The organism is Methylobacterium sp. C33D (assembly GCF_053345825.1).
In genome coordinates this window covers 1-25,129 of record NZ_JBKFAV010000059.1, presented here as the reverse complement: position 1 = coordinate 25,129, position 25,129 = coordinate 1, and the positions used below count along the sequence as shown (strand labels likewise).

At 69.8% G+C, this 25,129-nt stretch carries 31 protein-coding genes; 22 read left to right on the top strand and 9 right to left on the bottom strand.

Annotated features, from left to right (window positions below; genetic code table 11):
• The 4 genes from ACLBXO_RS29540 to rpsL form a co-directional block, all read right to left on the bottom strand.
• Positions 1–127, bottom strand: a 127-nt coding sequence (locus ACLBXO_RS29540) for a GTP-binding protein (protein WP_244498717.1), incomplete at its 3' end; no start/stop codon positions are given.
• A gap of 57 nt (positions 128–184) precedes the next feature.
• Positions 185–2,260: an elongation factor G gene (gene fusA, locus ACLBXO_RS29535; protein ID WP_331318524.1), complete on the bottom strand. Its 2,076-nt coding sequence runs from the start codon at positions 2,258–2,260 to the stop codon at positions 185–187.
• A 30-nt stretch (positions 2,261–2,290) separates the two neighbouring features.
• Positions 2,291–2,761, bottom strand: coding sequence for a 30S ribosomal protein S7 (rpsG, locus tag ACLBXO_RS29530; protein ID WP_012319183.1), 471 nt, complete (start codon positions 2,759–2,761; stop codon positions 2,291–2,293).
• Between the two features lie 128 nt (positions 2,762–2,889).
• Positions 2,890–3,261 carry a 30S ribosomal protein S12 gene (rpsL, locus tag ACLBXO_RS29525; RefSeq protein WP_007557568.1) on the bottom strand — a complete coding sequence of 124 codons (372 nt, stop codon included), beginning with the start codon at positions 3,259–3,261 and terminating at the stop codon, positions 2,890–2,892.
• Positions 3,262–4,002: 741 nt separating this feature from the next.
• Here rpsL and ACLBXO_RS29520 point away from each other — a divergent pair.
• From ACLBXO_RS29520 to ACLBXO_RS29440, 17 genes are all read left to right on the top strand, one after another.
• Positions 4,003–4,806: an ABC transporter substrate-binding protein gene (locus tag ACLBXO_RS29520; RefSeq protein ID WP_447687629.1), complete on the top strand. Its 804-nt coding sequence runs from the start codon at positions 4,003–4,005 to the stop codon at positions 4,804–4,806.
• 19 nt (positions 4,807–4,825) lie between these two features.
• A complete protein-coding gene (locus ACLBXO_RS29515) occupies positions 4,826–5,563 on the top strand; it encodes an amino acid ABC transporter permease (protein ID WP_447687628.1) in 738 nt (245 codons plus the stop codon).
• A complete protein-coding gene (locus ACLBXO_RS29510) occupies positions 5,560–6,255 on the top strand; it encodes an amino acid ABC transporter permease (protein WP_331318530.1) in 696 nt (231 codons plus the stop codon). Before ACLBXO_RS29515 ends, ACLBXO_RS29510 begins: the two co-directional genes overlap by 4 nt.
• A gap of 201 nt (positions 6,256–6,456) precedes the next feature.
• Positions 6,457–6,834, top strand: coding sequence for a hypothetical protein (locus tag ACLBXO_RS29505; RefSeq protein WP_447687627.1), 378 nt, complete (start codon positions 6,457–6,459; stop codon positions 6,832–6,834).
• Positions 6,835–7,254: 420 nt separating this feature from the next.
• Positions 7,255–7,623: a 50S ribosomal protein L14 gene (rplN, locus tag ACLBXO_RS29500; RefSeq protein ID WP_010686182.1), complete on the top strand. Its 369-nt coding sequence runs from the start codon at positions 7,255–7,257 to the stop codon at positions 7,621–7,623.
• Positions 7,623–7,937 carry a 50S ribosomal protein L24 gene (rplX, locus tag ACLBXO_RS29495; protein WP_012319178.1) on the top strand — a complete coding sequence of 105 codons (315 nt, stop codon included), beginning with the start codon at positions 7,623–7,625 and terminating at the stop codon, positions 7,935–7,937. Before rplN ends, rplX begins: the two co-directional genes overlap by 1 nt.
• Positions 7,930–8,496, top strand: coding sequence for a 50S ribosomal protein L5 (gene rplE / locus ACLBXO_RS29490; protein WP_020096277.1), 567 nt, complete (start codon positions 7,930–7,932; stop codon positions 8,494–8,496). Before rplX ends, rplE begins: the two co-directional genes overlap by 8 nt.
• Positions 8,497–8,536: 40 nt before the next feature.
• Positions 8,537–8,842 carry a 30S ribosomal protein S14 gene (gene rpsN, locus ACLBXO_RS29485; RefSeq protein WP_010686179.1) on the top strand — a complete coding sequence of 102 codons (306 nt, stop codon included), beginning with the start codon at positions 8,537–8,539 and terminating at the stop codon, positions 8,840–8,842.
• Between the two features lie 10 nt (positions 8,843–8,852).
• Positions 8,853–9,248: a 30S ribosomal protein S8 gene (gene rpsH, locus ACLBXO_RS29480; RefSeq protein ID WP_010686178.1), complete on the top strand. Its 396-nt coding sequence runs from the start codon at positions 8,853–8,855 to the stop codon at positions 9,246–9,248.
• A 22-nt stretch (positions 9,249–9,270) separates the two neighbouring features.
• Positions 9,271–9,804 (top strand): 50S ribosomal protein L6, encoded by a 534-nt coding sequence (rplF, locus tag ACLBXO_RS29475; protein ID WP_012319175.1) that lies wholly within the window; start codon positions 9,271–9,273, stop codon positions 9,802–9,804.
• A gap of 10 nt (positions 9,805–9,814) precedes the next feature.
• Complete coding sequence (gene rplR, locus ACLBXO_RS29470; RefSeq protein WP_012319174.1) at positions 9,815–10,177, top strand: 50S ribosomal protein L18; 363 nt, start codon at positions 9,815–9,817, stop codon at positions 10,175–10,177.
• A gap of 104 nt (positions 10,178–10,281) precedes the next feature.
• Complete coding sequence (gene rpsE, locus ACLBXO_RS29465) at positions 10,282–10,869, top strand: 30S ribosomal protein S5 (protein WP_012319173.1); 588 nt, start codon at positions 10,282–10,284, stop codon at positions 10,867–10,869.
• An 11-nt stretch (positions 10,870–10,880) separates the two neighbouring features.
• Positions 10,881–11,072, top strand: coding sequence for a 50S ribosomal protein L30 (gene rpmD / locus ACLBXO_RS29460; RefSeq protein ID WP_020096280.1), 192 nt, complete (start codon positions 10,881–10,883; stop codon positions 11,070–11,072).
• A 10-nt stretch (positions 11,073–11,082) separates the two neighbouring features.
• The gene (gene rplO, locus ACLBXO_RS29455) at positions 11,083–11,586 is read left to right on the top strand and encodes a 50S ribosomal protein L15 (protein WP_020096281.1); all 504 of its coding nucleotides are present in this window, start codon (positions 11,083–11,085) and stop codon (positions 11,584–11,586) included.
• A gap of 153 nt (positions 11,587–11,739) precedes the next feature.
• The gene (gene secY / locus ACLBXO_RS29450) at positions 11,740–13,086 is read left to right on the top strand and encodes a preprotein translocase subunit SecY (protein ID WP_210034108.1); all 1,347 of its coding nucleotides are present in this window, start codon (positions 11,740–11,742) and stop codon (positions 13,084–13,086) included.
• Positions 13,087–13,256: 170 nt separating this feature from the next.
• Positions 13,257–13,859, top strand: coding sequence for an adenylate kinase (locus ACLBXO_RS29445; protein ID WP_447687626.1), 603 nt, complete (start codon positions 13,257–13,259; stop codon positions 13,857–13,859).
• A 94-nt stretch (positions 13,860–13,953) separates the two neighbouring features.
• Positions 13,954–14,184, top strand: coding sequence for a hypothetical protein (locus ACLBXO_RS29440; RefSeq protein WP_447687625.1), 231 nt, complete (start codon positions 13,954–13,956; stop codon positions 14,182–14,184).
• A gap of 56 nt (positions 14,185–14,240) precedes the next feature.
• On the opposite strand, the gene ACLBXO_RS29435 is transcribed toward ACLBXO_RS29440, so the two are convergent.
• Positions 14,241–14,597 carry a hypothetical protein gene (locus ACLBXO_RS29435; RefSeq protein WP_331318535.1) on the bottom strand — a complete coding sequence of 119 codons (357 nt, stop codon included), beginning with the start codon at positions 14,595–14,597 and terminating at the stop codon, positions 14,241–14,243.
• 250 nt (positions 14,598–14,847) lie between these two features.
• On the opposite strand from ACLBXO_RS29435, the gene rpsM reads away from it, so the two are divergent.
• From rpsM to rplQ, 5 genes are all read left to right on the top strand, one after another.
• Positions 14,848–15,216, top strand: a complete 369-nt coding sequence (rpsM, locus tag ACLBXO_RS29430) for a 30S ribosomal protein S13 (protein ID WP_010686168.1) — start codon at positions 14,848–14,850, stop codon at positions 15,214–15,216.
• Positions 15,217–15,389: 173 nt separating this feature from the next.
• Complete coding sequence (gene rpsK, locus ACLBXO_RS29425; protein WP_010686167.1) at positions 15,390–15,779, top strand: 30S ribosomal protein S11; 390 nt, start codon at positions 15,390–15,392, stop codon at positions 15,777–15,779.
• Positions 15,780–15,814: 35 nt separating this feature from the next.
• Positions 15,815–16,687: an MBL fold metallo-hydrolase gene (locus ACLBXO_RS29420; RefSeq protein WP_447687624.1), complete on the top strand. Its 873-nt coding sequence runs from the start codon at positions 15,815–15,817 to the stop codon at positions 16,685–16,687.
• A gap of 109 nt (positions 16,688–16,796) precedes the next feature.
• Entirely contained in the window at positions 16,797–17,816 is a 1,020-nt protein-coding gene (locus ACLBXO_RS29415) for a DNA-directed RNA polymerase subunit alpha (protein WP_010686165.1), read from the top strand.
• 197 nt (positions 17,817–18,013) lie between these two features.
• Positions 18,014–18,424 carry a 50S ribosomal protein L17 gene (gene rplQ, locus ACLBXO_RS29410; protein ID WP_331318537.1) on the top strand — a complete coding sequence of 137 codons (411 nt, stop codon included), beginning with the start codon at positions 18,014–18,016 and terminating at the stop codon, positions 18,422–18,424.
• Positions 18,425–18,902: 478 nt separating this feature from the next.
• On the opposite strand, the gene ACLBXO_RS29405 is transcribed toward rplQ, so the two are convergent.
• From ACLBXO_RS29405 to ACLBXO_RS29390, 4 genes are all read right to left on the bottom strand, one after another.
• Positions 18,903–20,789 (bottom strand): response regulator, encoded by a 1,887-nt coding sequence (locus ACLBXO_RS29405; RefSeq protein WP_447687623.1) that lies wholly within the window; start codon positions 20,787–20,789, stop codon positions 18,903–18,905.
• Positions 20,786–22,504, bottom strand: coding sequence for a response regulator (locus ACLBXO_RS29400; protein ID WP_447687622.1), 1,719 nt, complete (start codon positions 22,502–22,504; stop codon positions 20,786–20,788). Before ACLBXO_RS29400 ends, ACLBXO_RS29405 begins: the two co-directional genes overlap by 4 nt.
• Positions 22,501–23,568: a chemotaxis-specific protein-glutamate methyltransferase CheB gene (cheB, locus tag ACLBXO_RS29395; protein WP_447687621.1), complete on the bottom strand. Its 1,068-nt coding sequence runs from the start codon at positions 23,566–23,568 to the stop codon at positions 22,501–22,503. The genes ACLBXO_RS29400 and cheB overlap by 4 nt, the downstream gene beginning before the upstream one ends.
• Positions 23,565–25,129, bottom strand: a 1,565-nt coding sequence (locus tag ACLBXO_RS29390) for a response regulator (RefSeq protein WP_447687620.1), incomplete at its 5' end; no start/stop codon positions are given. The genes cheB and ACLBXO_RS29390, both read right to left, overlap by 4 nt.

Sequence of the window (25,129 nt, the reverse complement as noted above, 5' to 3'; positions counted from 1 at the left end):
TCGCCCCGCCCGTCTCGGCCAGAACCTTCGTGATCGCCGCCGTCAGAGACGTCTTGCCGTGGTCAACGTGGCCGATCGTGCCAATGTTGCAGTGCGGCTTGGTGCGGGAGAACTTTTCCTTGCCCATCAGAGCCTCCTAAATTCGAATTCGCGTTGCGGAAGAAGAGATGCCTAGGCGTGAGCCTCAGGCGTACTTGGCGATGACCTTGTCGGCCTCGCCGCGCGGCACCTCTTCGTAGTGGTCGAACTGCATCGTGAAGTTGGCGCGGCCCTGCGAGAAGGAGCGCAGCTGGTTCACGTAGCCGAACATGTTCGCCAGCGGCACCATCGCGTTGATGACGTTGGCGTTGCCGCGCATGTCCTGGCCCTGGATCTGGCCGCGGCGGGCGTTCAGGTCGCCGATGACCGAGCCGGTGTACTCTTCCGGCGAGACGACCTCGACCTTCATCACCGGCTCGAGCAGGACCGAGCCGCCCTTCTGCAGGGCCTCGCGGAAGGCCGCGCGGGAGGCGATCTCGAAGGCCAGCGCCGACGAGTCGACGTCGTGGTACGCACCGTCGACCAGCTCGACCTTCACGTCGACGACCGGGAAGCCGGCGAGCACGCCCGCGCCCAGAACCGAGTTGAGGCCCTTCTCGACGCCCGGGATGTACTCCTTGGGCACCGCGCCGCCGACGATCTTCGACTCGAACGAGAAGCCGGCGCCCGGCTCGTTCGGCTCGACGACGAACTTCACGCGGGCGAACTGACCGGTACCGCCGGTCTGCTTCTTGTGCGTGTAGTCGATCTCCTGACGGCGGGTCAGCTTCTCGCGGTAGGCGACCTGCGGCTGGCCGATATTCGCGTCGACCTTGTAGGTGCGGCGCAGGATGTCGACCTTGATGTCCAGGTGGAGCTCGCCCATCCCCTTGAGGATGGTCTGGCCCGACTCCTGGTCGGTGGACACGCGGAAGGACGGGTCCTCGGCGGCGAGCTTCGAGAGCGCGATGCCGAGCTTCTCCTGGTCGGCCTTCGACTTCGGCTCGACGGCGATCTCGATGACGGGCTCGGGGAACTCCATCTTCTCGAGGATCACGGCCTTCTGCGGGTCGCAGAGGGTGTCGCCCGTGCGGGTGTCCTTGAGGCCGGCCAGCGCGACGATGTCGCCCGCGAAGGCCTCCTTGATGTCCTCACGGTTGTTGGCGTGCATCAGGAGCATGCGGCCGACGCGCTCCTTCTTGTCGCGCGACGAGTTCAGCACGTTGGCGCCGGTCTCGACCTTGCCCGAGTACACGCGGCAGAAGGTGATCGTGCCGACGTGGGGATCGTCCATGATCTTGAAGGCGAGCATGGAGAAGGGATCCGAATCCGACGGGTGGCGGACGGTCTCTTCCTCGGTCTTGAAGTCGATGCCCTTGATCTCGCCGCGATCGGCCGGGGAGGGCAGGTAGTCCACGACGGCGTCGAGGAGCGGCTGCACGCCCTTGTTCTTGAACGCCGAGCCGCAGAGCACCGGGTGGAAGGCGCGCAGCTGGACGGCCTTGCGCACCAGGGTGCGCATGGTCGCCTCGTCCGGCTCGTTGCCGTCAAGGTAGGCGGCCATGGCGTCGTCGTCGAGTTCGACGCAGGCCTCGACCAGCTTGGTGCGGTACTCGACGGCCTGATCCTTGAGCTCGGCCGGGATCTCGGTCTCGTCGAAGTTGGCGCCGAGCGCCTCACCCGACCACACGATCGCCTTCATCTTGATGAGGTCGATCACGCCCTGGAAGCTCGACTCGGCACCGATCGGCAGCTGCAGGCAGACGGGCTTGCCGGCGACGCGGTCGATGATGTCGGCGACGCACTTGAAGAAGTCGGCGCCGATCTTGTCCATCTTGTTGACGAACACGACGCGCGGCACGTCGTACTTGTCGGCCTGGCGCCACACGGTCTCGGTCTGCGGCTCGACGCCCTGGTTGCCGTCGAGCACGCACACGGCGCCGTCGAGCACGCGGAGCGAGCGCTCCACCTCGATGGTGAAGTCGACGTGGCCGGGGGTGTCGATGATGTTCAGGCGCTTGTCGCGCCAGAAGCAGGTCGTCGCAGCCGAGGTGATCGTGATGCCACGCTCCTGCTCCTGCGCCATCCAGTCCATGGTGGCGGCGCCCTCATGGACCTCGCCGATCTTGTGGGACTTTCCGGTGTAGTAGAGGATCCGCTCGGTCGTCGTGGTCTTGCCGGCATCGATGTGGGCCATGATGCCGAAGTTGCGGTAGTCCTCGATCGCGTGCGTGCGGGGCATCGAATTGCTCCTGAGAGACGGCGGAACCGCTTACCAGCGGTAGTGCGAGAAGGCGCGGTTGGCTTCCGCCATCCGGTGCGTGTCTTCGCGCTTCTTGACGGCGTTGCCGCGGTTGTTGGCGGCGTCGAGCAGCTCCGCCGAGAGGCGCTCGACCATGGTGCGGTCGTTGCGCGAGCGGGCGGCCTGGATCAGCCAGCGGATCGCGAGGGCCTGACGGCGCTCGGTGCGGACCTCGACGGGGACCTGGTAGGTCGCGCCGCCGACGCGGCGGGACCGGACCTCGATCATCGGGGCGACGTTGTCGAGCGCGGCCCGGAACACCTCGATCGGGTTGGCGCGGGCGCGGTTCTCGACGATGTCGAAGGCACCGTAGACGATCCGCTCGGCGGTCGACTTCTTGCCCTCGTACATGATGGAGTTCATGAACTTCGTCAGCACCACGTCCCCGTACTTCGGGTCCGGGATGATCTCACGCTTCTCGGCAGAGTGACGACGGGACATCTTCTGAGACTCTCGAACGAAAAGATCTTAAGCGCCCCGCGCAGGCCGCCTCAGCCCTGAGGCCGGCGACATCCTTGCGAGGCCGTGGAAACGCGTTCCGGCGCCCGGGAAATATCCGGGCGTCCGACTTACTTCGGCCGCTTGGCGCCGTACTTCGACCGGCGCTGCTTGCGGTTCTTCACGCCCTGCGTGTCGAGCACGCCGCGCAGGATGTGGTAGCGCACGCCCGGAAGATCCTTCACGCGGCCGCCGCGGATCATCACCACGGAGTGCTCCTGAAGGTTGTGGCCCTCGCCCGGGATGTAGCCGATCACCTCGAAACCGTTGGTGAGGCGCACCTTGGCGACCTTCCGGAGGGCCGAGTTCGGCTTCTTCGGGGTCGTCGTGTAAACGCGGGTGCAGACGCCGCGCTTCTGCGGGCAAGCGTCGAGCGCCGGAACCTTGTTGCGGCTCCGCTGGATCTTCCGCGGCTGGGCGATCAGCTGGTTGATCGTCGGCATCCTGTGCCCTCTTCCTCGGTCACCTAGTCCGAACTGCACAGGGCAGTCCGCAAAACGAATATGCGCCGGAGGGCCTGTCACGGACCCTCGGCGCGGTGTGGGCAGAGGAGCACGCCCGAAACGAACGCGCTCGTACCTACGGATCTGACTTACAGCGTCAGGCGATTTGAACCCTCGGAGCGCTCGGGGCGTTCGCGGCGGCTTCCGGGGTGGCACCCAAGGGCCGTCGGCAGCCGATGGCCGTCCGAAGTGGCGCGCTTCTAGACGCGGTTGCCCCGCAGGTCAATGCGTTCGCGGCAGAAAACTGCATCGCGGCGGTGGTTAAGGATCGGTCAAGGGCGCGCTCGGTCCTCGGGACCGCAGGTCGGCGAGGCCGAGAAAGATAGAGGGCGCGCGTCGGCCCGCGGGCCGGGGTGGACGACCGCGGCGCTTCGGGCGCCGCGCCGGCGCCGGTGCGACGAGAAGATCCGCGCCGCGGCGGCCGCCTTCCATGACGGCCTGTGCTGCAGATCGCCGACAAAACAAAATCTTTCTCCGTTGATCCCGCGCCGATCCGAAGGTGAGAATGAGGCGCGCATCGACTCATCTTTCACGATCGGCTCTGTCGGAGCGTGATCGGTGAGTTGATGCCAGACAAAATCGGGGAAGAACTCCGCCAATACGCCGGATCGATCGAACTCTCGCGATCGGTGCCGAGTCTTTCTCTCTGTACGGACATCGAACCATCCGATGGAGCTACGTGTGCACCGCCTCCTCGCCATCGCCCTCGCGACCCTCCTGTCTGTCGGGGCCGCCCGAGCAGACCGTCTGGACGAGATCAGACGGGCCGGCGTCCTCCGTGTCGCCACCTTCGACAGCAACCCACCGTTCGGCTTCGTCGATCCGGCAACGAAGCGGATCACCGGACTCGACATCGACTACGCGCAGGCCCTCGCCGACACGCTCGGCGTCAAGCTGGAGGTCCGGCCGACCAACCCGGCGAATCGGATCCCGCTGCTCATCTCCGGCAAGGTCGATCTGGTCCTGGCGAATTTCACGATCACCGAGGAGCGGGCGAAGCAGCTCGATTTCAGCATCCCGTACTTCGCCTCGGGACAGCAGTTCCTGGCGCGGAAGGGCACGCTGTCGTCGCCCGAGCAGCTGAACGGGCTCCGGATCGGCGCCGACAGGGGCACGACCAACGAGATCGTCCTGCGCCGCGACTTCCCGAAGGCGGTTGTGGTCGCCTTCGACGACACGCCCTTCGCGTTTACGGCCCTGCGCAACGGCAATGTCCAGGCGATCACGCAGGACGGACCGAAGCTCGTCGGACTGCTCGCCAAGGTCCCTGACCGGCAGAATTACGAGATTCCCGCCTTCAGCATCTCCAACGACGACATCGGCGTCGGCATCCCGAAAGGCGAGACGCGCCTGCGGGACTTCGTGAATGAGACCCTGCGCGGCCTGGAGGCGAGCGGCAGGGCGGCGGCGATCTACGACCACTGGTTCGGGCCCGAGACCGAGCAGCCGCTGCCGCGCCTGTTCCGGATCGGGGACCGCGGCTGACCGGGACGGACCGGCCGCGATGGCCTCCCTGTTCGGCGAACCGCTCGCGCCGCGCTACCTCGTCTGGCTGCTGCAGGGATTCGGCGTGACCCTGACCCTGTCGGCAGCCGCCTGTCTCGCCGGCACGGCCTTGGGCCTCGCGGCGTGCGGGCTCCGGGTGGCGGGCGGCCCCGCGGGACGCGGCGTCGTCACCGGCTCCGTCCTTATCGTCCGCAACACGCCGCTGCTGGTGCAGCTCTTCGTCTGGTACTTCGCGGTGGCCGCCGCACTGCCGCAGAGCGTGACGGTCTGGCTCAACGCGCCGCACGTCCTGGACCTGGGGCTCGGCGCCCTGCGCTGGCCCGCCTACGAGAGCCTCGCCGGGTTCTGCGGGCTCACCCTGTACGCGGGGGCCTACATCGCCGAGGAAGTCCGCGCCGGCATCGAGGCCGTCCGGCCCACACAGCGCGAGGCGGCCCTCGCCCTCGGCCTCACGCCCGCTCAGGCGTTCCGCCACATCGTGCTGCCCCAGGCCCTGCGGGTCGCCTGGCTGCAGATCGTCGGCCAGTACCTCAACACGCTCAAGAACACGTCGCTGACCATGACGATCGGCCTCGCGGAGCTGTCCTACGCGTCCCGGCAGGTCGAGACCGAGACCTTCGAGACCTTCCAGGCCTTCGGCATCGCGACGCTGCTCTATTTCGGCGCCGCGGCCGCGGTGGAGGCGGCCGGGCAGATCCACGGCCGCCGCGCCCGCCCTGCGGGCAGGCATCGATGAATCCATCGGTCATCACCGACAATCTCGGCTACCTGCTGGTCGGGGCGTGGCCCGACGGGCCGGTCGGCGGGCTGGCCCTGACGCTGATTCTCTCCGGCTTGTCCGGTCTGGCCTCGGCCGCGCTCGGGCTCGTCCTCGGCATCGCCCTCGCCATGAGCGCGGGCGCGGCCCGGGCAGCGCTCACCGCCGCGCTCGGCTTCCTCCGCGCCGTGCCGGTCGTGATGCTGATCTTCTGGACCTACTTCCTGCTGCCGGTCCTGCTCGGCGTGTCGGTCCCCGAGATCGGGACGGTCGCGGCGGCGCTGTCGCTCGTCGGGGGCGCTTACCTGTCCCACGGGGTCGCAGCGGGCATCGCGAGCGTCGGCCGCGGCCAGTGGGAGGCCGGCCTGGCGCTCGGCCTCGGCCGCTGGGGCGCCCTGCGGTTCGTCGTCCTGCCGCAGGCGCTGCGGACCATGGCGCCGTCCTTCGTCAACCAGTGGACCGCGCTCATCAAGGACACGTCGCTCGCCTACGTGATCGGTGTGCCCGAACTCGCCTTCGTAGCGGCGCAGGTGAACAACCGCGCCATGGTCTACCCGGCCGAGATCTTCCTCTTCGTCGGCGGCGTCTACGCGGCCCTCTGCGTGTCCCTGGACGGGTTGGCCTCCCGGGTGACGAGGCCCGGCAAGGCACCGGCGCATCGCGCCGAGTGACGGAACGGCGGGCCGGGGGTCCGATGTGCCCAGGCCCGCCCGCGCGACACGACCGATTCACCCGAGCACACGTGCAAGGCGTACCGGATCGGGGCAGGCGCGCGCCGGCACGGTCTACGGAGAATTAAAGCGATCCATCGAAATGTCGCGCTCATCGGGCGGCCAGGTCGCCGCCGCAGGTTCGCGTCGAGGGTGTTGCGTATGGGTTGCGTCGCGGTCAGCAACGTCGTTCCGTTCCGGCGGCCGATCCCCCCCCAGGCCCCCGGCGAGAGGGAGGCGCGCAACCGGCGTCGCAGCGAGCAGCGCTCCCTGCTGGACGCGGTCTACGCCACCGGCAGCATGGTCGTCGCCGCGGAGGATCGCGGGCTCAAGCTCACCGCCTCGCGGCTGCAGGTCTACGGCTTCCTGGCGATCGAGGAGGTGGGCGAGGACGGCCTGATGCGCCGGCTCCGACCGTCGGAGGCGATTCGCGCCCGGTCGGAGCGACCCTGGCGCCTGTCGAAGCCCGCGAGCGGGGCTTCGGTGACCATCCCGAGCCTCGACGGCTTCCTGTTCGAGACGGCCGGCCAGCCGATCTGATCGATCCCGATCGCTGCACGACCACCGACCGGTGCGCCGACAGGCGTGCCGGTCGTCGCACGTCGGGGCCGGCCTTCCGCGGCCGCACCGCCGAACCGGCCGACGCCGCGATGACGCCGCGATGACGCCGCGCGCGGCCCCGCCGGCGAGCCCCGAAACCGGATCGCCCCCCCCCTATGCGGCGGCGACGATTTCCCGCGGCTCCGCTTGCCATCACCGGCTGCCCGTAGTATGCGCCCGGCCTTCGCGACATTTCCGATGGGTGCTCGCACCCCGTGAACGCGGTGACCGCGCCGGTGTCTCAAACACCGTCAGCGCGGTCGAACACATGAGCCGGGGGCGTCAGGTCCCCATCAGGCGTCGTCCGCCGGGCAATACCGTCCGCGTGCGGAAACCCGCCTGAAACAAGGAGTCACGCACGTGATCCAGATGCAGACGAATCTGGACGTTGCCGACAACTCGGGTGCACGCCGTGTGATGTGCATCAAGGTTCTCGGCGGGTCGAAGCGCAAGTATGCCGGCGTGGGCGACGTGATCGTCGTCTCCGTCAAGGAGGCGATCCCGCGCGGTCGCGTCAAGAAGGGCGACGTCATGAAGGCGGTCGTCGTCCGCACGGCCAAGGACGTGAAGCGCGCCGACGGTTCGGTGATCCGCTTCGACAAGAACGCCGCGGTCCTGATCAACAATCAGAAGGAGCCGATCGGCACCCGTATCTTCGGACCGGTGCCGCGCGAACTCCGCGCCCGCAACCACATGAAGATCATCTCCCTGGCTCCGGAGGTGCTGTGATGGCCGCCAAGATCAAGAAGGGCGACAAGGTCGTCGTGCTCACCGGCCGCGACTCGGGCCGGTCGGGCGAGGTGATCCAGGTTCTGCCGAAGGAAGGCCGGGCCTTCGTGCGCGGCATCAACCTGGTGAAGAAGCACCAGAAGCAGACCCAGAACCAGGAAGGCGGCATCATCTCCAAGGAGGCCGCCATCCAGCTCTCGAACATCGCGGTCGCGGACGCCAACGGCAAGCCGACCCGCGTGGGTTTCCGCATCCTCGAAGACGGGCGCAAGGTCCGGTTCGCCAAGACCACGGGGGATCAGATCGATGGCTGAGGCCGACAAGAACGCCTACACCCCGCGCCTGCGCAAGCACTACGACGAGGTGGTTCGCCAGAAGCTGATCGAAGAGTTCGGCTACAAGAACCCCATGGAAGTGCCGCAGATCACGAAGATCGTGATCAACATGGGCGTCGGCGAGTCCACCGCGGACTCGAAGAAGGCCTCGGTGGCGGCGGGCGACCTCGCCCTGATCGCCGGCCAGAAGCCGGTCATCACCAAGGCCCGCAAGGCCATCGCGACCTTCAAGGTCCGCGAGGGCATGCCGATCGGCTGCAAGGTGACCCTGCGCAAGCAGCGCATGTACGAGTTCATGGACCGGCTGATCACCATCGCGCTGCCGCGCGTGCGTGACTTCCGCGGCCTGAACCCGCGCTCGTTCGACGGCCGCGGCAACTACGCCCTGGGTCTCAAGGAGCACCTCGTGTTCCCGGAGATCTCCTACGACAAGGCCGAGCAGATGTGGGGCATGGACATCGTCGTGGCGACCACCGCCAAGACCGATGCCGAGGCCAAGGCGCTGCTCGCCGCCTTCAAGTTCCCGTTCCGGCAGTGAGGCCCTCGGGTCTCAGACGCGGACACCGGAGATAGACGACATGTCGAAGAAAAGCTCAGTCGAGAAGAATGAGGCCCGCAAGGCGCTGGTGAAGCGCTTCGCGGCCAAGCGGAAGGCGCTCCTCGAGATCGCCAACAACGACGCCCTCGAGATGGAGGAGCGCTTCGAGGCGCGCCTCAAGCTCGCGGAACTGCCGCGCAACTCGTCGGCCACCCGCATCCGCAACCGTTGCGGCATGACCGGCCGTCCGCGCGCCTACTACCGCAAGATGGGCATCTCGCGCGTGGCGCTGCGCGAGCTTGGCAACCGGGGCCTGATCCCCGGCCTGGTCAAGTCGAGCTGGTAAGGAGGTCCCCATGGTCAACGATCCCGTGGGCGACATGCTCACCCGCATCCGCAACGGCCAGCTGCGCCGTCGCAACGTCGTCCAGACGCCCGGCTCGCGCCTGCGCGCCAGCGTCCTCGACGTGCTGAAGTCCGAGGGCTACATCCGCGACTACGCGGCGACCGACCTCGGCAACGGCCGCACCGAGTTCGCCATCGAGCTCAAGTACTACGACGGGCGCCCGGTGATCCGCGAGATCAAGCGCGTGTCGAAGCCGGGCCGCCGGGTCTACTCGTCGGTCGGCGAGCTGCCGCACGTGGCCGACGGCCTCGGCGTCACCATCGTCTCCACCCCGCAGGGCGTCATGGCCGACCACGAGGCGCGCGAGCGCAACGTCGGCGGTGAAGTGCTCTGCACCGTGTTCTGATCGGGACGGAGGAGGTTATCCCATGTCTCGCGTAGGCAAGAAGCCGGTCCCCGTGCCGGCCGGCGTTACCGCCACGGTCACCGGTCAGACGGTGAAGATGAAGGGATCGAAGGGCGAGCTGTCGTTCGTCGTTCCCGCCCTCGTCAACGTCGCGATGAAGGACGGCGCCATCGAGGTGCAGCCCGTCAACCAGTCCAAGCCGGCGCGCTCCCTGTGGGGCACGTCGCGGGCGCAGATCGCCAACATCGCCGAGGGCGTGTCGAAGGGCTTCGAGAAGAAGCTCGAGATCACCGGCGTCGGCTACCGCGCCGCGATGGCCGGCAAGGCGCTCAAGCTGTCGCTCGGCTACAGCCACGACATCGAGTACGCGATCCCCGCGGGGATCACGATCGCAACCCCGAAGCCCACCGAGATCACGATCTCCGGGATCAACCGCCAGCAGGTCGGTCAGGTCGCCGCCGAGATCCGCGAATACCGCGGACCCGAGCCCTACAAGGGCAAGGGCGTGAAGTACGCGGGCGAGTTCATCTTCCGCAAGGAAGGCAAGAAGAAGTAAGGAGGGCATCATGTCTCGCAAGCTCGAAGCCCTCGATCGCCGCAAGGCGCGCGTCCGCCGCGCGCTGCGGGCCGCCGCCAACGGCCGCCCGCGGCTCTCGGTGTTCCGCTCGTCGAAGCAGATCTACGTGCAGGTCATCGACGACGTCGCCGGCAAGACGCTGGCCTCGGCCTCGTCGATCGACAAGGCCCTCAAGGGCGAACTCAAGACCGGCGCCGACGTCGCCGCCGCGACCGCGGTGGGCAAGCTCGTCGCCGAGCGCGCCAAGGCCGCGGGCGTCACGAAGGTGATCTTCGACCGCTCCGGCTACATCTACCACGGCCGCGTCAAGGCCGTGGCCGAGGCCGCCCGCGAGGGCGGCCTGGAGTTCTGAGTCACGACGGCGGGCCGGGCGGATCCTCTCCGCCCGGCAGATCCGAAACCCGATCGAGCGAGCGGCCCCGCCGGCCGCGTCAGTGAGATGGACAGGTAGACAACATGGCACGTGAACGTGAAGGCGGGGGCCGCGGCCGCCGCGAGGATCGCGAGGAGCGCGACAGCGAGTTCGTGGACAAGCTCGTCCACATCAACCGCGTCGCCAAGGTGGTGAAGGGCGGCCGTCGCTTCGGCTTCGCGGCCCTCGTCGTCGTCGGCGACCAGAAGGGCCGCGTCGGCTTCGGCCACGGCAAGGCCCGCGAGGTGCCGGAGGCCATCCGCAAGGCGACCGAGGCGGCCAAGCGCGGCCTGATCCGCGTCTCGCTTCGCGAGGGCCGGACCCTGCACCACGACGTCAACGGCCGCCACGGCGCCGGCAAGGTGATCCTCCGCGCGGCCCCGCAGGGCACCGGCATCATCGCCGGCGGCCCGATGCGCGCCGTGTTCGAGACGCTCGGCATGCAGGACGTGGTCGCCAAGTCGCTGGGTTCGTCGAACCCCTACAACCTCGTGCGCGCCACCTTCGAGGCGCTTAAGAACGAGGACAGCCCGCGCTCCGTGGCGGCCCGCCGCGGCATCAAGGTGTCGACGCTCCAGTCGCGTCGCCGCGATGCCGATCCGGCCGACCAGTCCGAAGCCGCGGTCGCGTGAGGGAGGGTCCGATGGCACAGAAGACCGTCCGCATCGAGCAGATCGGCTCGCCGATCCGCCGCGAGGCCAGCCAGCGCCAGACGCTGATCGGCCTCAAGCTCAACAAGCTCCACCGCGTGTCCGAGCTGGAGGATACCCCCTCCGTGCGCGGCATGATCCGCAAGGTTGCGCACCTCGTGCGCGTCCACGGCGACGTGGCGTGAGGAGGTCCCGATGAAGCTCAACGAGATCAGCGACAACCCCGGCGCAACCAAGAACCGGATGCGCGTGGGTCGGGGCATCGGCTCCGGCAAGGGCAAGACCGCGGGCCGCGGCGTGAAGGGTCAGAAGGCCCGGACCGGCGTGTCCATCAAGGGCTTCGAGGGCGGTCAGATGCCGCTGCATCGTCGCCTGCCGAAGCGCGGCTTCAACAACCTCTATGCCCAGGACCTGAACGAGGTGAACCTCGGCCGGATCCAGGAGGCCGTCGACGCGGGCAAGCTCGACAAGGCCGCCACCGTCACGGTGGAGAGCCTCGTCGCCGCCGGCATCATCGCCCGTCCCCGTGACGGCGTGAAGCTGCTCGGCGTCGGTGAGCTCACCGCGAAGCTCAGCTTCGAGGTCACCCGCGCCTCCAAGTCCGCCGTCGAGGCGGTCGAGAAGGCCGGCGGCTCGGTCAGCACCGTCTACGCCCAGGGTGCCTCCACCCGCGGCGGCAGCGAGGCGGCCACGGCCTGACGGACGCGACGGGGCGACCGCGGGACCCGTTGCACGGGCTCCGCGCACCCTTTAAGCCGATCCTTCGAGCGGCGGCCCTGCGACCACGCGGGCCGCCGTTTTCATTTCATCCGGGTGCCGGTCGCCCGGCGACACTTCCAGGACGCGACGCTTATGGCCTCAGCCGCCGAGCAGCTTGCCGCCAATCTCAATTTCGGTGCGATCGCCAAGGCCGATGAGCTGAAGAAGCGCATCTGGTTCACGCTCGGCGCCCTCGTGGTGTTCCGGCTGGGCACGTACATCCCGATCCCCGGCATCGACCCGGAGCAGTTCGCTCGGAACTTCCAGCAGCAGGCGGGCGGCGTGCTCGGCCTGTTCAACATGTTCTCGGGCGGCGCTGTGGAGCGCATGGCGATCTTCGCCCTGAACATCATGCCCTACATCTCGGCCTCGATCATCGTGCAGCTCCTGACCTCGGTGATCCCGAGCCTGGAAGCGCTGAAGAAGGAGGGCGAGTCCGGCCGCAAGGTCATCAACCAGTACACCCGCTACCTCACGGTGGTGCTGGCGCTGGTTCAGTCCTGGGGCATCGCCATCGGCCTGCAGAGTTCCTCGGCCGCGATCGACCCGGGCCCGTTCTTCCTGGCCTCGACGGTGATCACGCTCACGGGCGGCACCCTGTTCCTGATGTGGCTCGGCGAGCAGATCACCTCGCGCGGCATCGGCAACGGCTCGTCGCTGATCATCTTCGCCGGCATCGTGGCCCACCTGCCGGTGGCGATCGCGGGCGCGCTGGAGCTCGGCCGGACCGGCGCCCTGTCGCCGGCGATCATCCTGGGCGTCGGCGTCGCGGCCGTGGCGCTCGTCTACTTCATCGTGTTCATGGAGCGAGCCCAGCGCCGGCTGCTGATCAACTACCCGAAGCGCCAGGTCGGCAACCGGATGTACGAGGGCCAGACCTCGTTCCTGCCGCTCAAGCTCAACACCTCGGGCGTGATCCCGCCGATCTTCGCCTCGTCGCTGCTGCTGCTGCCGGCGACCGCCGCGAGCTTCTCGGCCAACGGCGGCGCCACCGGGTGGCTCGGCACGGTCACGGCCTATCTCGGCCACGGCACGCCGCTGTTCATGGTGCTGTACGCGGCGCTGATCATCTTCTTCACGTTCTTCTACACCGCGGTGGTCTTCAATCCGCAGGAGACGGCCGACAACCTGAAGAAGCATGGCGGCTTCATCCCGGGCATCCGCCCGGGCGAGCGCACCGCGGCCTTCATCGACAAGGTGCTGACCCGCATCACGGTGATCGGCGCCCTGTACCTGACCCTCGTGTGCCTCTGCCCGGAGATCCTGTCGTCCTACGCGGCCGCCAGCCTCGGCTTCGGCGGAACCTCCCTGCTGATCGTGGTCTCGGTCACGATGGATACGGTCGCGCAGATCCACGGCCACCTGATGGCCCATCAGTACGAGGGCCTGGTGAAGAAGGCCAAGCTGCGTGGCGCCTCGACCACGCAACGGCGGCGCTGAGCCTGCTACAGAGGCGGGCCGACCCTAAGCACGCGCCCGCCTCTGGCCCAAAGGTCTGGATGCCTTACCGGCCCGGACCGGCTAGAAAACCCCGAACCCGGCGATGCCAGGGAGGCTTCGCCACCACGGCTTGTGCCCACTGAGAGAGTGGGCCGAACGAGGACAACGCCATGCGCATCATTCTGCTCGGTCCGCCCGGTGCGGGGAAGGGGACGCAATCCGAGCGGATCGTACAGCGCTTCGGCATCCCGCAGCTCTCCACCGGCGACATGCTGCGCGCCGCAGTGGCGGCCGGCACGCCCGTCGGCCTCGAGGCCAAGGCCGTGATGGAATCCGGCGGCCTCGTCTCCGACCGGATCGTGGTCGGCATCGTCGCCGACCGGATCGAGGAGCCGGATGCCCGCCGCGGCTTCATCCTCGACGGCTTCCCGCGCACGGTCGCGCAGGCCGAGGCCCTCGGCGAGATGCTCGCCGGCAAGGGGATGAGCCTCTCCGCGGTCGTCGAGCTGAAGGTCGACGAGAACGCCCTGGTCGGCCGCATCGAGAAGCGCGCCGCCGAGACCCTGGCCCGCGGCCAGGCCGTGCGGAAGGACGACACCCCCGAGGTGTTCAAGCAGCGGCTCGAGGCCTACCGCGCCCAGACCGCGCCCCTCTCGGCCTACTACGCGCAGAAGGGCATGCTGGAGACCATCGACGGCATGCAGCCGATCGACAAGGTCACCGCCGACCTGATGGCGGTGCTGGAGCCGCACGAGGAGCGCGTCGCCTCCTGACGCGATCGCGGCGCGTTGACCGATTGGTGAAGCGCGCCCGTGAACCCGGCGGTATCTCGGCGGGTTATGGGGCGGATCCACGATCGGAGACGCCATGACTGTCCGCCTTCTCGCCGCCGCGTCCCTGCTGCTCGCGGTGGCCGTCCCGCCAATGCCGGCCTTCGCGCAGAGCCCGGCGCAGTCCTTCGTGTACGGCCAGAAGCGATTCCGGCACGCCTGCCGGCCGCCGCTCAAGTACGCGGCGGGGACCTGCGTCCGCCGCTGCCCGGCAGGCTACCAGTCCATGGGCGGGTATTGCCGGCTGCGGAACCAGGGCTTCCGCTGAGACGTCGCGCGGGTCGGCACGGTCCCGGGTACCGGCACTTCGCCCGGGACCGTCGCTCAGATCCGCCCTTCGCGGCGGAGGCTTCCGAAGAAGTTGACGATGTCCATCTGCAGCGACCGGTGGCCGAAGAGGCGGAACGGGTAGCCCTCCGCGGTGCCGTCGCGCAGTTCGATCATCGCCGTCATCGTGTTGTAGCGGAACACCATGCGGCGCCCGGCGAAGGTCGCCCAGAGCAGGGGCGGCCCGTCATCCGCGCCCTGGAGGGCGACTGAACCGGGTTCCGCCTCGGCGAGGACGCCGCCGATCACGGCCAGCGTCACCGGCATGACCTCCTCCAGAGTCTCCTCCGCGGCGCGCAGCACCGAGTCGGCGAAGGACCGCAGCGTCGCGCCGTCGCTCGTCACCACTGCCATTTCCGCTCCTCGGTGTTTCCAGTAAGGCCCGCTTCGGGCGCGGGGCGGGACAGAGACGGGTCGAGACGTCGTTGACATCGGGCCGCCCGCGCGCTAGCAGGCCCTCCTTCGTCCAACCGAACGATGGTCCGAGGTGCCCTGTCCAGGGCCGCCCGCGGGCCGCGTCGTCGTTTCACGTGCGCAGGGGCCGGCCTCCACCGGACGCGCGCGACACCGGCCCGGATCCCCGGGCCTCACATGGAGAGTGATCGTGGCCCGTATCGCAGGCGTCAACATCCCGACCAACAAGCGCGTCGTCATCGCGCTCCAGTACATTCACGGCATCGGCGCCAAGAAGGCCGAGGAGATCACCCAGAAGGTGAACATCCCCGCCGAGCGTCGCGTCAACCAGCTGACCGACGCCGAGGTTCTGTCGATCCGCGAGACGATCGACCGGGACTACCTCGTCGAGGGTGACCTGCGCCGCGAAGTCTCCATGAACATCAAGCGCCTGATGGATCTCGGCGCCTACCGCGGCCTGCGTCACCGCAAGCAGCTGCCGGTCCGCGGCCAGCGCACCCACACCAACGCCCGCACCCGCAAGGGCAAGGCGAAGCCGATCGCCGGCAAGAAGAAGTAATTTTTTGGAACTGAGAGGCCGTGCTCCGCTCGGCCTCTTTCCCGTCGCGCCAAGTGTCCCGCAGCGGGTCCGGCGCCGGCTCGACCGCCCGACACGGGTGCTCCGGCCAAGTCCCAAGAAGAATCCCGAGCGCCTGGTGTTACGGGCGTGCCTGAAGGAAGAGTGAGACCAGAATGGCCAAGGAACCGCAACGCGTCCGCCGCCGCGAGCGCAAGAACATCGTGTCGGGCGTCGCCCACGTGAACGCCTCGTTCAACAACACGATGATCACCATCACGGACGCGCAGGGCAACACGATCTCGTGGTCGTCCGCCGGCGCGATGGGCTTCAAGGGCTCGCGCAAGTCGACCCCGTACGCCGCCCAGGTCGCCGCCGAGGATGCCGGCCGCAAGGCGGCCGAGCACGGCATGCGCACCCTCGAGGTCGAGGTGTCGGGTCCGGGTTCGGGCCGCGAGTCGGCGCTGCGCGCCCTCCAGGCGGCGGGCTTCACGGTGACCTCGATCCGCGACGTCACCTCGATCCCGCACAACGGCTGCCGGCCGCGCAAGCGCCGCCGCGTCTGATCCGAGACCAGCGAAGCCTTTTGACGGAGAAGCTCATGACGGGATCGAAGCCGCTTCCGGGCGTGCTGCGTTGGAACCTCGGGGACCTCACGGTCACCGCGCTCAACGACGGCTGGTTTCAGGCCAGCCTCGATCTCGTCACGGGCATCTCCAAGGAGGAGGCCGGGCGGCTCCAGGTCGCGGGCTTCCGCACCGAGCAGCCGAAGATCACGCTGAACGCCTTCCTGATCACGGGTCCCGGCCTCAAGCCGACCCTGATCGACACGGGCTACGGCGACCTCGCGCCGGCACCGACCCTGGGTCGCGCCGGCGCGGCGCTCGCGCTCACCGGCGTCGAGCCCGAGGACATCGGCACGGTGCTCGTCAGCCACCTGCACCCCGACCATGTCGGCGGTCTCGTGAAGGACGGCGCGGCGCGCTACCCGAACGCCGAGATCGTGCTGCACGCCGACGAGGCGGCGCACTGGCTCCCGGACGAGGCCCTGGCCAAGGCGCCGGAGGCTGCGAAGCCCTACTTCGAGGGCGCCCGCAAATCCCTGGCGCCCTACGCCGGCAAGGTGCGCGAGCACGGGGGCGGCGAGGTCCTCCCGGGGATCACGGCGGTCCCTCTGCCCGGCCACACGCCGGGCCATTGCGGTTTCCGCATCGTCTCCGGTGGACAGTCGCTGCTGATGTGGACCGACGTGGTGCACCTGCCGGCGATCCAGTTCAAGAACCCGGAGGCCGGCGTCGGCTTCGACGTCGACGGCGACCAGGCGCGGGAGACGCGCAAGCGGATCCTGGACGAGGTGGCGCGCGAGCGGACGCTCATCGCCGGCGGCCACCTCGAATTCCCGGCGCTCGGCTACGTGGATCGGGACGGGGCTGGCTACAGCTTCGTGCCGGTGCTGTGGGTCGGCGGCGAGTAACGGCGGATACGGATTTCAGGGACCGTTCGGGGCGCCAGGGGGCTGCGCCGGACGGCCGAAGCGCGGGGACGGGCGTCGCGGATCCCGGGCAAGGACGAGAGGTAGGATCGTGGTCATTCAGAAGAATTGGCAGGAACTGATCAAGCCGAACAAGCTGCAGGTCACGACCGGTGACGACCCCAAGCGGGTCGCCACGGTCGTCGCCGAGCCGCTCGAGCGCGGCTTCGGCACGACGCTGGGCAACGCCCTGCGCCGCGTGCTCCTGTCGTCGCTCCAGGGCGCGGCCGTGACCTCGGTGCAGATCGACGGCGTGCTGCACGAGTTCTCGTCGATCCCGGGCGTGCGCGAGGACGTCACCGACATCGTCCTCAACATCAAGACCATCGCGATCCGCTCGCAGACGGACGCGCCGAAGCGCATGACCCTGCGCAAGACCGGCCCGGGCCTCGTCACCGCCGGTGACATCGGCACCGTCGGCGACATCCAGATCCTGAACCCCGACCTCGTGATCTGCACCCTCGACGACGGCGCCGAGATCCGCATGGAGTTCACGGTCGCCACCGGCAAGGGCTACGTCCCGGCCGAGCGCAACCGCCCCGAGGACGCGCCGATCGGCCTGATCCCGGTCGACTCGCTGTTCTCGCCGGTCACCAAGGTCAGCTACCGCGTCGAGACCACCCGCGAGGGCCAGGATCTCGACAAGGACAAGCTGACCATGACGGTCGAGACCAACGGCGCGGTCTCCCCGGAGGATGCGCTCGCCTACGCGGCGCGCATCATCCAGGACCAGCTGCAGGTCTTCGTGAACTTCGAGGATCCGCGCAAGGAAGAGGCCGCGCCGCTCGCGCCGCAGCTGCCCTTCAACCCGGCGCTGCTCAAGAAGGTCGACGAGCTGGAGCTGTCGGTCCGCTCGGCGAACTGCCTGAAGAACGACAACATCGTCTACATCGGCGACCTGATCCAGAAGTCCGAGGGCGAGATGCTGCGGACCCCGAATTTCGGCCGCAAGTCGCTCAACGAGATCAAGGAAGTGCTCGCCGGTATGGGCCTGCACCTCGGCATGGACATCCCCGGCTGGCCGCCGGAGAACATCGAGGACCTCGCCAAGCGCTTCGAGGAGCACTACTGAGCGGCGAAGCCGCCTCGGGCTGAACTGGGCGGCGCCACACGGCGCCGCTTGTTTGGCCGGCTCAGACCCGGGACTTCGCCGAGCCGACGCGAGGTCCCAGCCAATCCCGCCGCGGGGTCAAGCGGAGAGCAACAGCCCCAATGGGGCACCCGGCCGTACCGTGGCACGGCGGCCGAGACGAGAAGGAAGCCAGCACCATGCGTCACGCCTATCGCGGCCGCCGTTTCAACCGCACCGCCGAGCATCGCAAGGCGATGTTCGCCAACATGTCCGCCGCGCTGATCAAGCACGAGCAGATCATCACCACCCTGCCGAAGGCGAAGGACCTGCGTCCGGTCGTCGAGAAGCTGATCACGCTGGGCCGCATCGACAGCGTCCACACCCGCCGCCTCGCCATGGCGCAGCTGCGCGACGCCGATATGGTCAAGAAGCTCTTCACCGTGCTCGGCCCGCGCTACAAGGGCCGTCCGGGCGGCTACTGCCGGATCATGAAGGCCGGCTTCCGCCAGGGCGACAACGCCCCGCTGGCGGTGATCGAGTTCGTCGACCGCGACGTCGAGGCCCGCGGCAAGGATTCCGGTCCGAGCCAGGTCGCCGAAGCCGCCTGATCGGGCACGGAGCGTCCCGACGCGTCGGGTCTGTGAGAAGCCGTCCCGGATCCTCCGGGGCGGCTTCTCGCGTTTCGCCCCCGTCTCATCGCGGGCGCGGCGAAGCGATCGAAGTCATCGCATGTTGCCGGGCCACTTCGCTGCGGGCGCGACGACGATGCGCGGATGACAAAAAACCCGCCGGCTCGCGCCGACGGGTCTGAAGCAGGGTCCACGTCTCGGATCGTCGCGGGAGCTCGCGCTCGCGGCCCGTCTCAGACAGGGCGGGAACTCGACCGCGCCGCGCTCCGAAAACCCCTATCCCTGCCGGAACTCGTCCGGTGGACCGTCCTGGTCCAAGTCGTTGTCACGCCTGCGGCGCGGGAAGATGCCGTGATTGCTCATGGTCCACCTCCTCTTCGTAACCCGGGGCCTCCGAGCCCCACGGACAGAGAATGAGCCGGCAATCGATCGGTTGCAAGCCCCGTTGCAAGCCCCGTCAGCTGACGGGTCCGGCCCCGCCGTCGAGCAGTGAGGCGACCCGGGCCGCGAGATCGGCTGAGCGGAACGGCTTCGTGAGCACCGGCAGGTCCTCGGGGATCTGCATCGCCTCGGCGTGCCCGGTGAGAATCAGCACCGGCAGGCGCGGATCCCGCTCGCGGATCTCGGCGGCCAGTTCGATGCCGCTCATGCCGGGCATGGCGAGGTCAGCGACGACGATGTCGTAGCGGTCCGCCGCGAGGAGCCGGAGCGCGGCCTCGCCGTCGCTGGCCTCCGTGGTGCTGTGACCGAAGCCGGTGAGGAACGAGGCCGTCACGTGGCGCACCTGCGAATCGTCGTCGACGATCAGGACGTGGGCCCGCCGCCCGGCGACCGGGACCGAACCGGAAGCCTCGGGCGCCTGTTCTGGCGCCTGATCGGCGAAGGGGAGGGCGAGTTCCACGCGGGTGCCCCGGCCGACCACGCTGTCGATCACCAGCCGGCCCTTGGATTGCTGCGCGAGGCCGAACACCATGGCGAGGCCGAGCCCCGTGCCCTGGCCGACGGCCTTGGTGGTGAAGAACGGCTCGCAGACCCGGCGCAGGATCTCCTCCGGGATGCCGGTGCCCTCGTCGGTGACGCTGATGCCCAGATAGGTGCCGTCGGCGATCTCGGGGTCGCCGCTGATCGCGAGCCGGCGCGTCGCGACCGTGATCGCGCCCCCGTCCGGCATGGCATCCCGGGCGTTGATGCAGAGGTTGAGCACCGCGAGTTCGAGCTGGTCCGGATCGACCTGGACTGCCGGCAGACCGTCCGCGAGGTCGGTCCGGACCGTGACGAGGCCGCCGAGGCTGCGGCCGAACAGGTCGCTCATCCCGGCGATCAGGGTGTTCACGTCAACGGCGCGCGCCTGGAGGTCGTGGGCGCGGCTGAAGCTCAGGAGGCGCTTGGTCAGGGACGCCCCGCGCTCGGCGGCGCCCCGGGCGTTCTCGATCAGGCGCTGGACCCGCGGCTGGTCGGCGACCTTCGGGCCGGCGAGTTCGAGGCTGCCGAGGATGGCGGTCAGCAGGTTGTTGAAGTCGTGCGCGATGCCGCCCGCGAGGGTGCCCAGCGCCTGCATCTTGTCCGACTGGCGCAGGCGCGCCTCGAGGGTTCGCTGCTCGGTCACGTCGCGCTCGATCGTCGCGAGGTGGCTGATCGCCCCGCCCGCGTCGCGGATCGGCACCCGCGTCACGTGGCTCCAGTGCTCGGCGCCGGTCGGGCCGTCGCTGATGAGGTTCTCGGCCACGGCGCCGGACCGGATCGCCGCCGCGTCCGCCGCCGTCACCGCTTCCGCCTTCGGGCCGAGGAGATCGCCCTCGCGCCGCCCGAGGCTGGCGGCGACGTCGTGGCCGAGGAGGGCGGCCTTGCGGCCGTTCAGACGCACGAACCGGCCGTCCGCGTCCTTGAAGCTGATCGCGTCCTGGGCATGGTCGAGGAGGCCGCGCAGCAGCGCCCGCTCGGTGGCGAGGTCCCGGCCGAGGCGGTGGCGCTCGAAGGCCTGCCGGACGGTGGAGCGGAGCAGCCCGGCATCCCAGGGCTTGGTCACGTAGCCGACGATGCCGCCGCGGTTGAGGGCGGCGATCACCGCGGTGATGTCGGCGTAGCCGGTCAGCAGGATCGCCTGCGCGTCGTGGAAGGTGCGGGCCTCGGCGAGGAGCGCGTCGCCGGTGAGGCCCGGCATCCGCTGATCCGAGAGCACCACGGCGATGTCGGGCTCGGCGCGCAGGATCTCCAGCGCCTCGGCCGGGCGCGAGGTCGTCAGAACCCGATAGGAATCCTCGAACAGGTCCTCCAGGGCGATCAGGATGTCCGGCTCGTCGTCGACGGCCAGGATCGTCCCTACACCTGCCGTACCGTCACTCATGCACTGGCCGCCTGCCGCGGAATCCCGATCACGAAGCAGGCTCCCCCACCCGGGGCCGTCTCCACGGTGAGCGAGCCGCTATGCGCTTGAACGACGCTGTAGGCAATCGCAAGACCCAGGCCCGTACCGGATCCGACCGGCTTCGTCGTGAAGAACGGCTCGAAGATCTTCTCCCGCAGCGTATCCGGGATGCCTGGCCCCGTATCGCTGATGCGAATCTCGTCGATTTCGGGATTCGACTGCGTGATGATCCGGATGGTGCCGCCCTCCGGCATGGCGTCGGCGGCGTTGCCCAGGATGTTCATCACCACCTGGTTGAGCAGCGCCGGGGTGCAGTGGATCTCGGCGCGGCCGGCGAAGCTGCGCTCCACGGCGATGCGCTCGCCGAGCTTGTGCTGGATCAGCGCGAGCACCGTCTCGATCGCCTCCGGCACGTTGACCAGGGCGCGCTCACCCTCGTCCAGGCGCGAGAACTTGCGGAGGTTCAGGACGAGATCCTGGATCCGGGTCAGCCCCATGCGCATCGAGCCGACCCGCTGCCGGGCCTTTTCGATGGCGCGGGCGGCGGCCTCCGGGGCGGCGTCCGGCAACTCGCCGAGCAGGCGCTCGACCGTGCCCTGGTGGGCCAGGATGAAGGCGAGCGGGTTGTTGATCTCGTGGGCGATCCCGGCCACCAGCTCGCCGAGCGAGGCCATCTTGGCGGCCTGGACGAGCTTGGACTGCGCCTCGGTGAGCTGGCGGTTGGCGTCGGCGAGGTCGCGGTTGGCCCGTTCCAGGGCATCGGCGAGGCGCGCCCGGGCCTCGGCCGCCTCGGCCTCCGCGCGGGCGCGCTCCACCGCCCGCTCGCGCTCGCCGAACTGGCCGGCGATGCGCCGGTCGTCCTCCTCCAGGAGCCGCCGCCGGACGAAGCCGCGGACCCGCAGCGCCAGCACCTCGGCGTCGGTCTTCGAGACGACGTCGTCGGCGCCGGCCGCGTAGGCCTCGACCAGGAAGTCCTTGGCCGGATCGCTGCCGGCGATGCCGACGAGGTGGAAGCCCGCGCCGGCCGCCTGGCCTGAGCGCCGCTGGCTGATCGCCCGGCACAGGGCGAGGCCGTCGTAGGCGTGGCCCAGGAGATCGACGGTCACGCAGTCGAAGGCCTCGTCGCCGGCGGCCGCGTCCAGGGCGGCCAGGGCCGCCTCCGGCCCGTCGACGCTCGCCACCTGGTGTCCGTCCTGGCCCATCACGCCGGCCAGGAATGTCCGGTAGGTCGCGCTGCCGTCGATCACCAGGACTCGCCCGCGCCGGAACGCGGCCGCGCCCGGCCCCTCGCCGTCGGTCGTCGGCCGGCGCTCGCGCAGCAGGGCGCGGATGCGCAGGATCATCAGGTCGCGGTCGGCGGATTTCGGCAGGTAGGCGTCGGCGCCGCTCTCCAGACCCTGGCGCTCGCCGCCGCTGCCCCCCGTCAGCATCAGGACGGGCAGGGCCCGGGTGCGCAGCGACAGGCGCATCTGCCGGATCAGCTCGTCGCCGTTCATGCCCGGAAGGTGATAATCGGCCACCACGAGGTCGGGCTGGCTGCGGTTGAGATGATCGAGGGCGGTCTCGGCAGAGGCGCAGCGCTCCACCGCGAAGCCGTGCGCCTCCAGCAGCAGGCGCAGCTCCAGGGCCTGCGTCTCCGAATCCTCGACCAGCAGGATCCGGGCCGGCACCTCCGCCGTGCCGGCCTCGCTCACGGTCGCGCTCCCGCGTCCACCAAGCGCAGGACGTGGTCGGCGACGCGGTCCAGGGGGAGGACGGCGCGGGCGGCCCCGAGCCGCACGGCCGCCGCCGGCATGCCGTAGACGACGGCGGTGCTCTCGTGCTCGGCGACGGTCTGGGCGCCGGCCTTGTGCATGTCGGCGAGGCCGAGGGCCCCGTCCTCGCCCATGCCGGTCAGCAGCACGCCGATGCCGGACGCGCCGGACTGGCGGGCCATGGACCGGAACAGCACGGTGGCGGCCGGGCGCTGGCCCGAGACCGGCGCCGAATCGATTACCCGCAGGATCCGGGCGGCACCGATCTCCAGGTGGCGATCACCCGGGGCCACGTAGACCCGACCGGGTTCGGCGCGCTCGCCGTCCTGGGCGAGGGAGACCGGGAGGGTCACGACGCTGTCGAGCCAGCTGGCGAAGCCGTCCATGAAGGCCGCGCCCATGTGCTGGACGACCAGCACCGGCAGCGGGAAATCCTTGGGCAGGGCGCCGATCACCCGCGCCAGCGCCGGGGGACCGCCCGTCGAGGCGGCGATGCCCAGGAGACTCGGGGCCTGCCCGGTCAGTTCGGCGGGCGCCGCCTGGGGTGCGGCGACGCTGCGACCGGCCCACTCGGTGCCGATCGGGCGGCGGCGGATGACCGGCACCTGGGCCATGATCCGCAGCTGCGTGCAGATCTCGCCGGCGACGCCCTCGTAGCCGGCATGGGTCGTGGCCACGGGCTTCTCGACCACCGACAGGGCCCCGGCCCGCAGCGCGTTCATCGAGATGCGCAGCGAGGAATCCTCGACCGAATCCGCCACCACGACGATCGGGGTCGGGTGCTCGGCCATGATCCGGCGGGTCGTCTCCAGGCCGTCGATCCCCGGCAGGCGGATATCCATCGAGATCACGTCCGGCCGCACGGTCCGGAGCCTGTCGAGGGCTTCCTCGCCGGAAGCGACCGCGGCCACGATTTCGAGGCGGGGATCGCGGGAGACGATGTGGCGCAGCAGCTCGCGCACCACGAGGCTGTCCTCCACGAGCATCACACGGACGGGGGTCATAGGAGCTGCCCGATCGTATCCAGCAGCTGGCGCTGGTCGAACTTCTGCTTGGTCAGGTAGGCGTCGGCGCCGAGATCCAGGCCCCGGGCGACGTCGGCGGCGTCCCCGCGTGAGGTCATCAGGATCGTCGGAAGCCGGGCGAAGCGCTCGTCGGCCCGCAGCGCCTTGAGGAGTCCGAACCCGTCGAGGCGCGGCATCTCCACGTCTGCGAGCACGAGGTTCACGGGCTCGATCTCGGCGCGCAGCCGGTCGAGGGCGTCCTGCCCGTCGACGCAGACGACCACGCGGTAGCCGGCGGCTTCCAAGATTCCCTTCTCCAGAGTCCGGGTTGTGATCGAATCGTCGACGACCAGGATCGTCGCGCGCGCGGACGCGCCCGGCGAGGCGTGAGTCGTCGAACGTGGCGCCGGCGCCATCGTTCCGAGCGAACCGCCCGACATCCCGGCCAGGGCGCGCGCCGCGAGCCCCTCGGGGTCGAGGACGAGCACCGGCACGTCCCCGTGCAGCACCGCCGTGCCGGCGATCAGCCCCGGATCGGCGCCGAAATCCGGCGCGGGTAGAACCAGGAACGGGCGGACGTCGTGCAGGCGGTCGACCGCCAGGACCAGACGGCCGCCGCCGGTCCGCAGCACCACGGCGGTCAGCGTGGCGGGATCGGCCGGATCCGCGACCTGACCGAGGATCGCGGCGAGGTCCGTCGCCGGGTGGTTCGTCGCGGCGTCCCCGTCGCCGAGGCGCACGATCGTCCGGCCCATGGCGACCGGCAGCGCGCCGCGCCGCAGGCGCAGGAGGCGCTCCACGGCGCCCCCGGGGAGCGCGTAGCTGCGGCCGGCCGCCTCGACCAGGAGCAGGCTGCGCCGGGCCGCCGAGAGCGGCAGGGTGAAGATCAGGGCGGTGCCGGACGGGTCGCGCGGCTCCAGGCGGACGCTGCCCATGAGCTGGCGGGCGGCGTCCGCGGCGACCGAGAGGCCGTAGCCGCGCCCCGACAGGGTGTCGACCGCCTCGGCGGTGGAGAAGCCGGGCTCGAAGACGAGGCGGAGCAGGGTGTCGGGGTCGGCGGCGGAGGCGGGGGCGAGGAGGCCGCGCTCGCGGGCCGCCGCCTCGATCCGCGCGAGGTCCGGGCCGGGCCCGTCGTCGAACACGGTGACCTGCAGGCGGGAACCGCGCACCGCGACCTCCAGCCCCAGCCCCAGGGCCTCCGGCTTGCCGGCCGCGCGCCGCACCTCCGGCGCCTGCCAGCCGTGGCTGAGGGCGTTGCGCAGGGCGTGGAGCAGCGGATCCTTCAGCGCCTGCAGCGTGCCGCGCTCCACCGGCAGGTCGAGGCCCCGCAATTCGAGATCGACCTCGCGGCCCTGCTCCCGGGCGGTCTCGCGCAGCGACCGGGCGAGGGGGGCGAGGACGGTCTCGGCCGGGACCAGGGCGAGGCGCTCCGCGGCGGCGCGGACGCGGGTCGCGGCGCCCTCGACCGCGCTGGTCGCGGACGCCTGGCGCCGCGACAGGTCCGCCGCCTCCCGGGCGAAGGCGCCGGCGCGGGCCGCGAAGGCGCGCCATTCGGGCCGCT

Coding starts and splice junctions, on each gene's coding strand:
- fusA (WP_331318524.1), bottom strand. CDS start 2,260: ATGCCCCGCACGCACGCGATCGAGGACTACCGCAACTTCGGCATCATG.
- rpsG (WP_012319183.1), bottom strand. CDS start 2,761: ATGTCCCGTCGTCACTCTGCCGAGAAGCGTGAGATCATCCCGGACCCG.
- rpsL (WP_007557568.1), bottom strand. CDS start 3,261: ATGCCGACGATCAACCAGCTGATCGCCCAGCCGCGGAAGATCCAGCGG.
- ACLBXO_RS29515 (WP_447687628.1), top strand. CDS start 4,826: ATGGCCTCCCTGTTCGGCGAACCGCTCGCGCCGCGCTACCTCGTCTGG.
- ACLBXO_RS29510 (WP_331318530.1), top strand. CDS start 5,560: ATGAATCCATCGGTCATCACCGACAATCTCGGCTACCTGCTGGTCGGG.
- ACLBXO_RS29505 (WP_447687627.1), top strand. CDS start 6,457: ATGGGTTGCGTCGCGGTCAGCAACGTCGTTCCGTTCCGGCGGCCGATC.
- rplX (WP_012319178.1), top strand. CDS start 7,623: ATGGCCGCCAAGATCAAGAAGGGCGACAAGGTCGTCGTGCTCACCGGC.
- rplE (WP_020096277.1), top strand. CDS start 7,930: ATGGCTGAGGCCGACAAGAACGCCTACACCCCGCGCCTGCGCAAGCAC.
- rpsN (WP_010686179.1), top strand. CDS start 8,537: ATGTCGAAGAAAAGCTCAGTCGAGAAGAATGAGGCCCGCAAGGCGCTG.
- rpsH (WP_010686178.1), top strand. CDS start 8,853: ATGGTCAACGATCCCGTGGGCGACATGCTCACCCGCATCCGCAACGGC.
- rplF (WP_012319175.1), top strand. CDS start 9,271: ATGTCTCGCGTAGGCAAGAAGCCGGTCCCCGTGCCGGCCGGCGTTACC.
- rplR (WP_012319174.1), top strand. CDS start 9,815: ATGTCTCGCAAGCTCGAAGCCCTCGATCGCCGCAAGGCGCGCGTCCGC.
- rpsE (WP_012319173.1), top strand. CDS start 10,282: ATGGCACGTGAACGTGAAGGCGGGGGCCGCGGCCGCCGCGAGGATCGC.
- rpmD (WP_020096280.1), top strand. CDS start 10,881: ATGGCACAGAAGACCGTCCGCATCGAGCAGATCGGCTCGCCGATCCGC.
- rplO (WP_020096281.1), top strand. CDS start 11,083: ATGAAGCTCAACGAGATCAGCGACAACCCCGGCGCAACCAAGAACCGG.
- secY (WP_210034108.1), top strand. CDS start 11,740: ATGGCCTCAGCCGCCGAGCAGCTTGCCGCCAATCTCAATTTCGGTGCG.
- ACLBXO_RS29445 (WP_447687626.1), top strand. CDS start 13,257: ATGCGCATCATTCTGCTCGGTCCGCCCGGTGCGGGGAAGGGGACGCAA.
- ACLBXO_RS29440 (WP_447687625.1), top strand. CDS start 13,954: ATGACTGTCCGCCTTCTCGCCGCCGCGTCCCTGCTGCTCGCGGTGGCC.
- ACLBXO_RS29435 (WP_331318535.1), bottom strand. CDS start 14,597: ATGGCAGTGGTGACGAGCGACGGCGCGACGCTGCGGTCCTTCGCCGAC.
- rpsK (WP_010686167.1), top strand. CDS start 15,390: ATGGCCAAGGAACCGCAACGCGTCCGCCGCCGCGAGCGCAAGAACATC.
- ACLBXO_RS29420 (WP_447687624.1), top strand. CDS start 15,815: ATGACGGGATCGAAGCCGCTTCCGGGCGTGCTGCGTTGGAACCTCGGG.
- rplQ (WP_331318537.1), top strand. CDS start 18,014: ATGCGTCACGCCTATCGCGGCCGCCGTTTCAACCGCACCGCCGAGCAT.
- ACLBXO_RS29405 (WP_447687623.1), bottom strand. CDS start 20,789: ATGAGTGACGGTACGGCAGGTGTAGGGACGATCCTGGCCGTCGACGAC.
- cheB (WP_447687621.1), bottom strand. CDS start 23,568: ATGACCCCCGTCCGTGTGATGCTCGTGGAGGACAGCCTCGTGGTGCGC.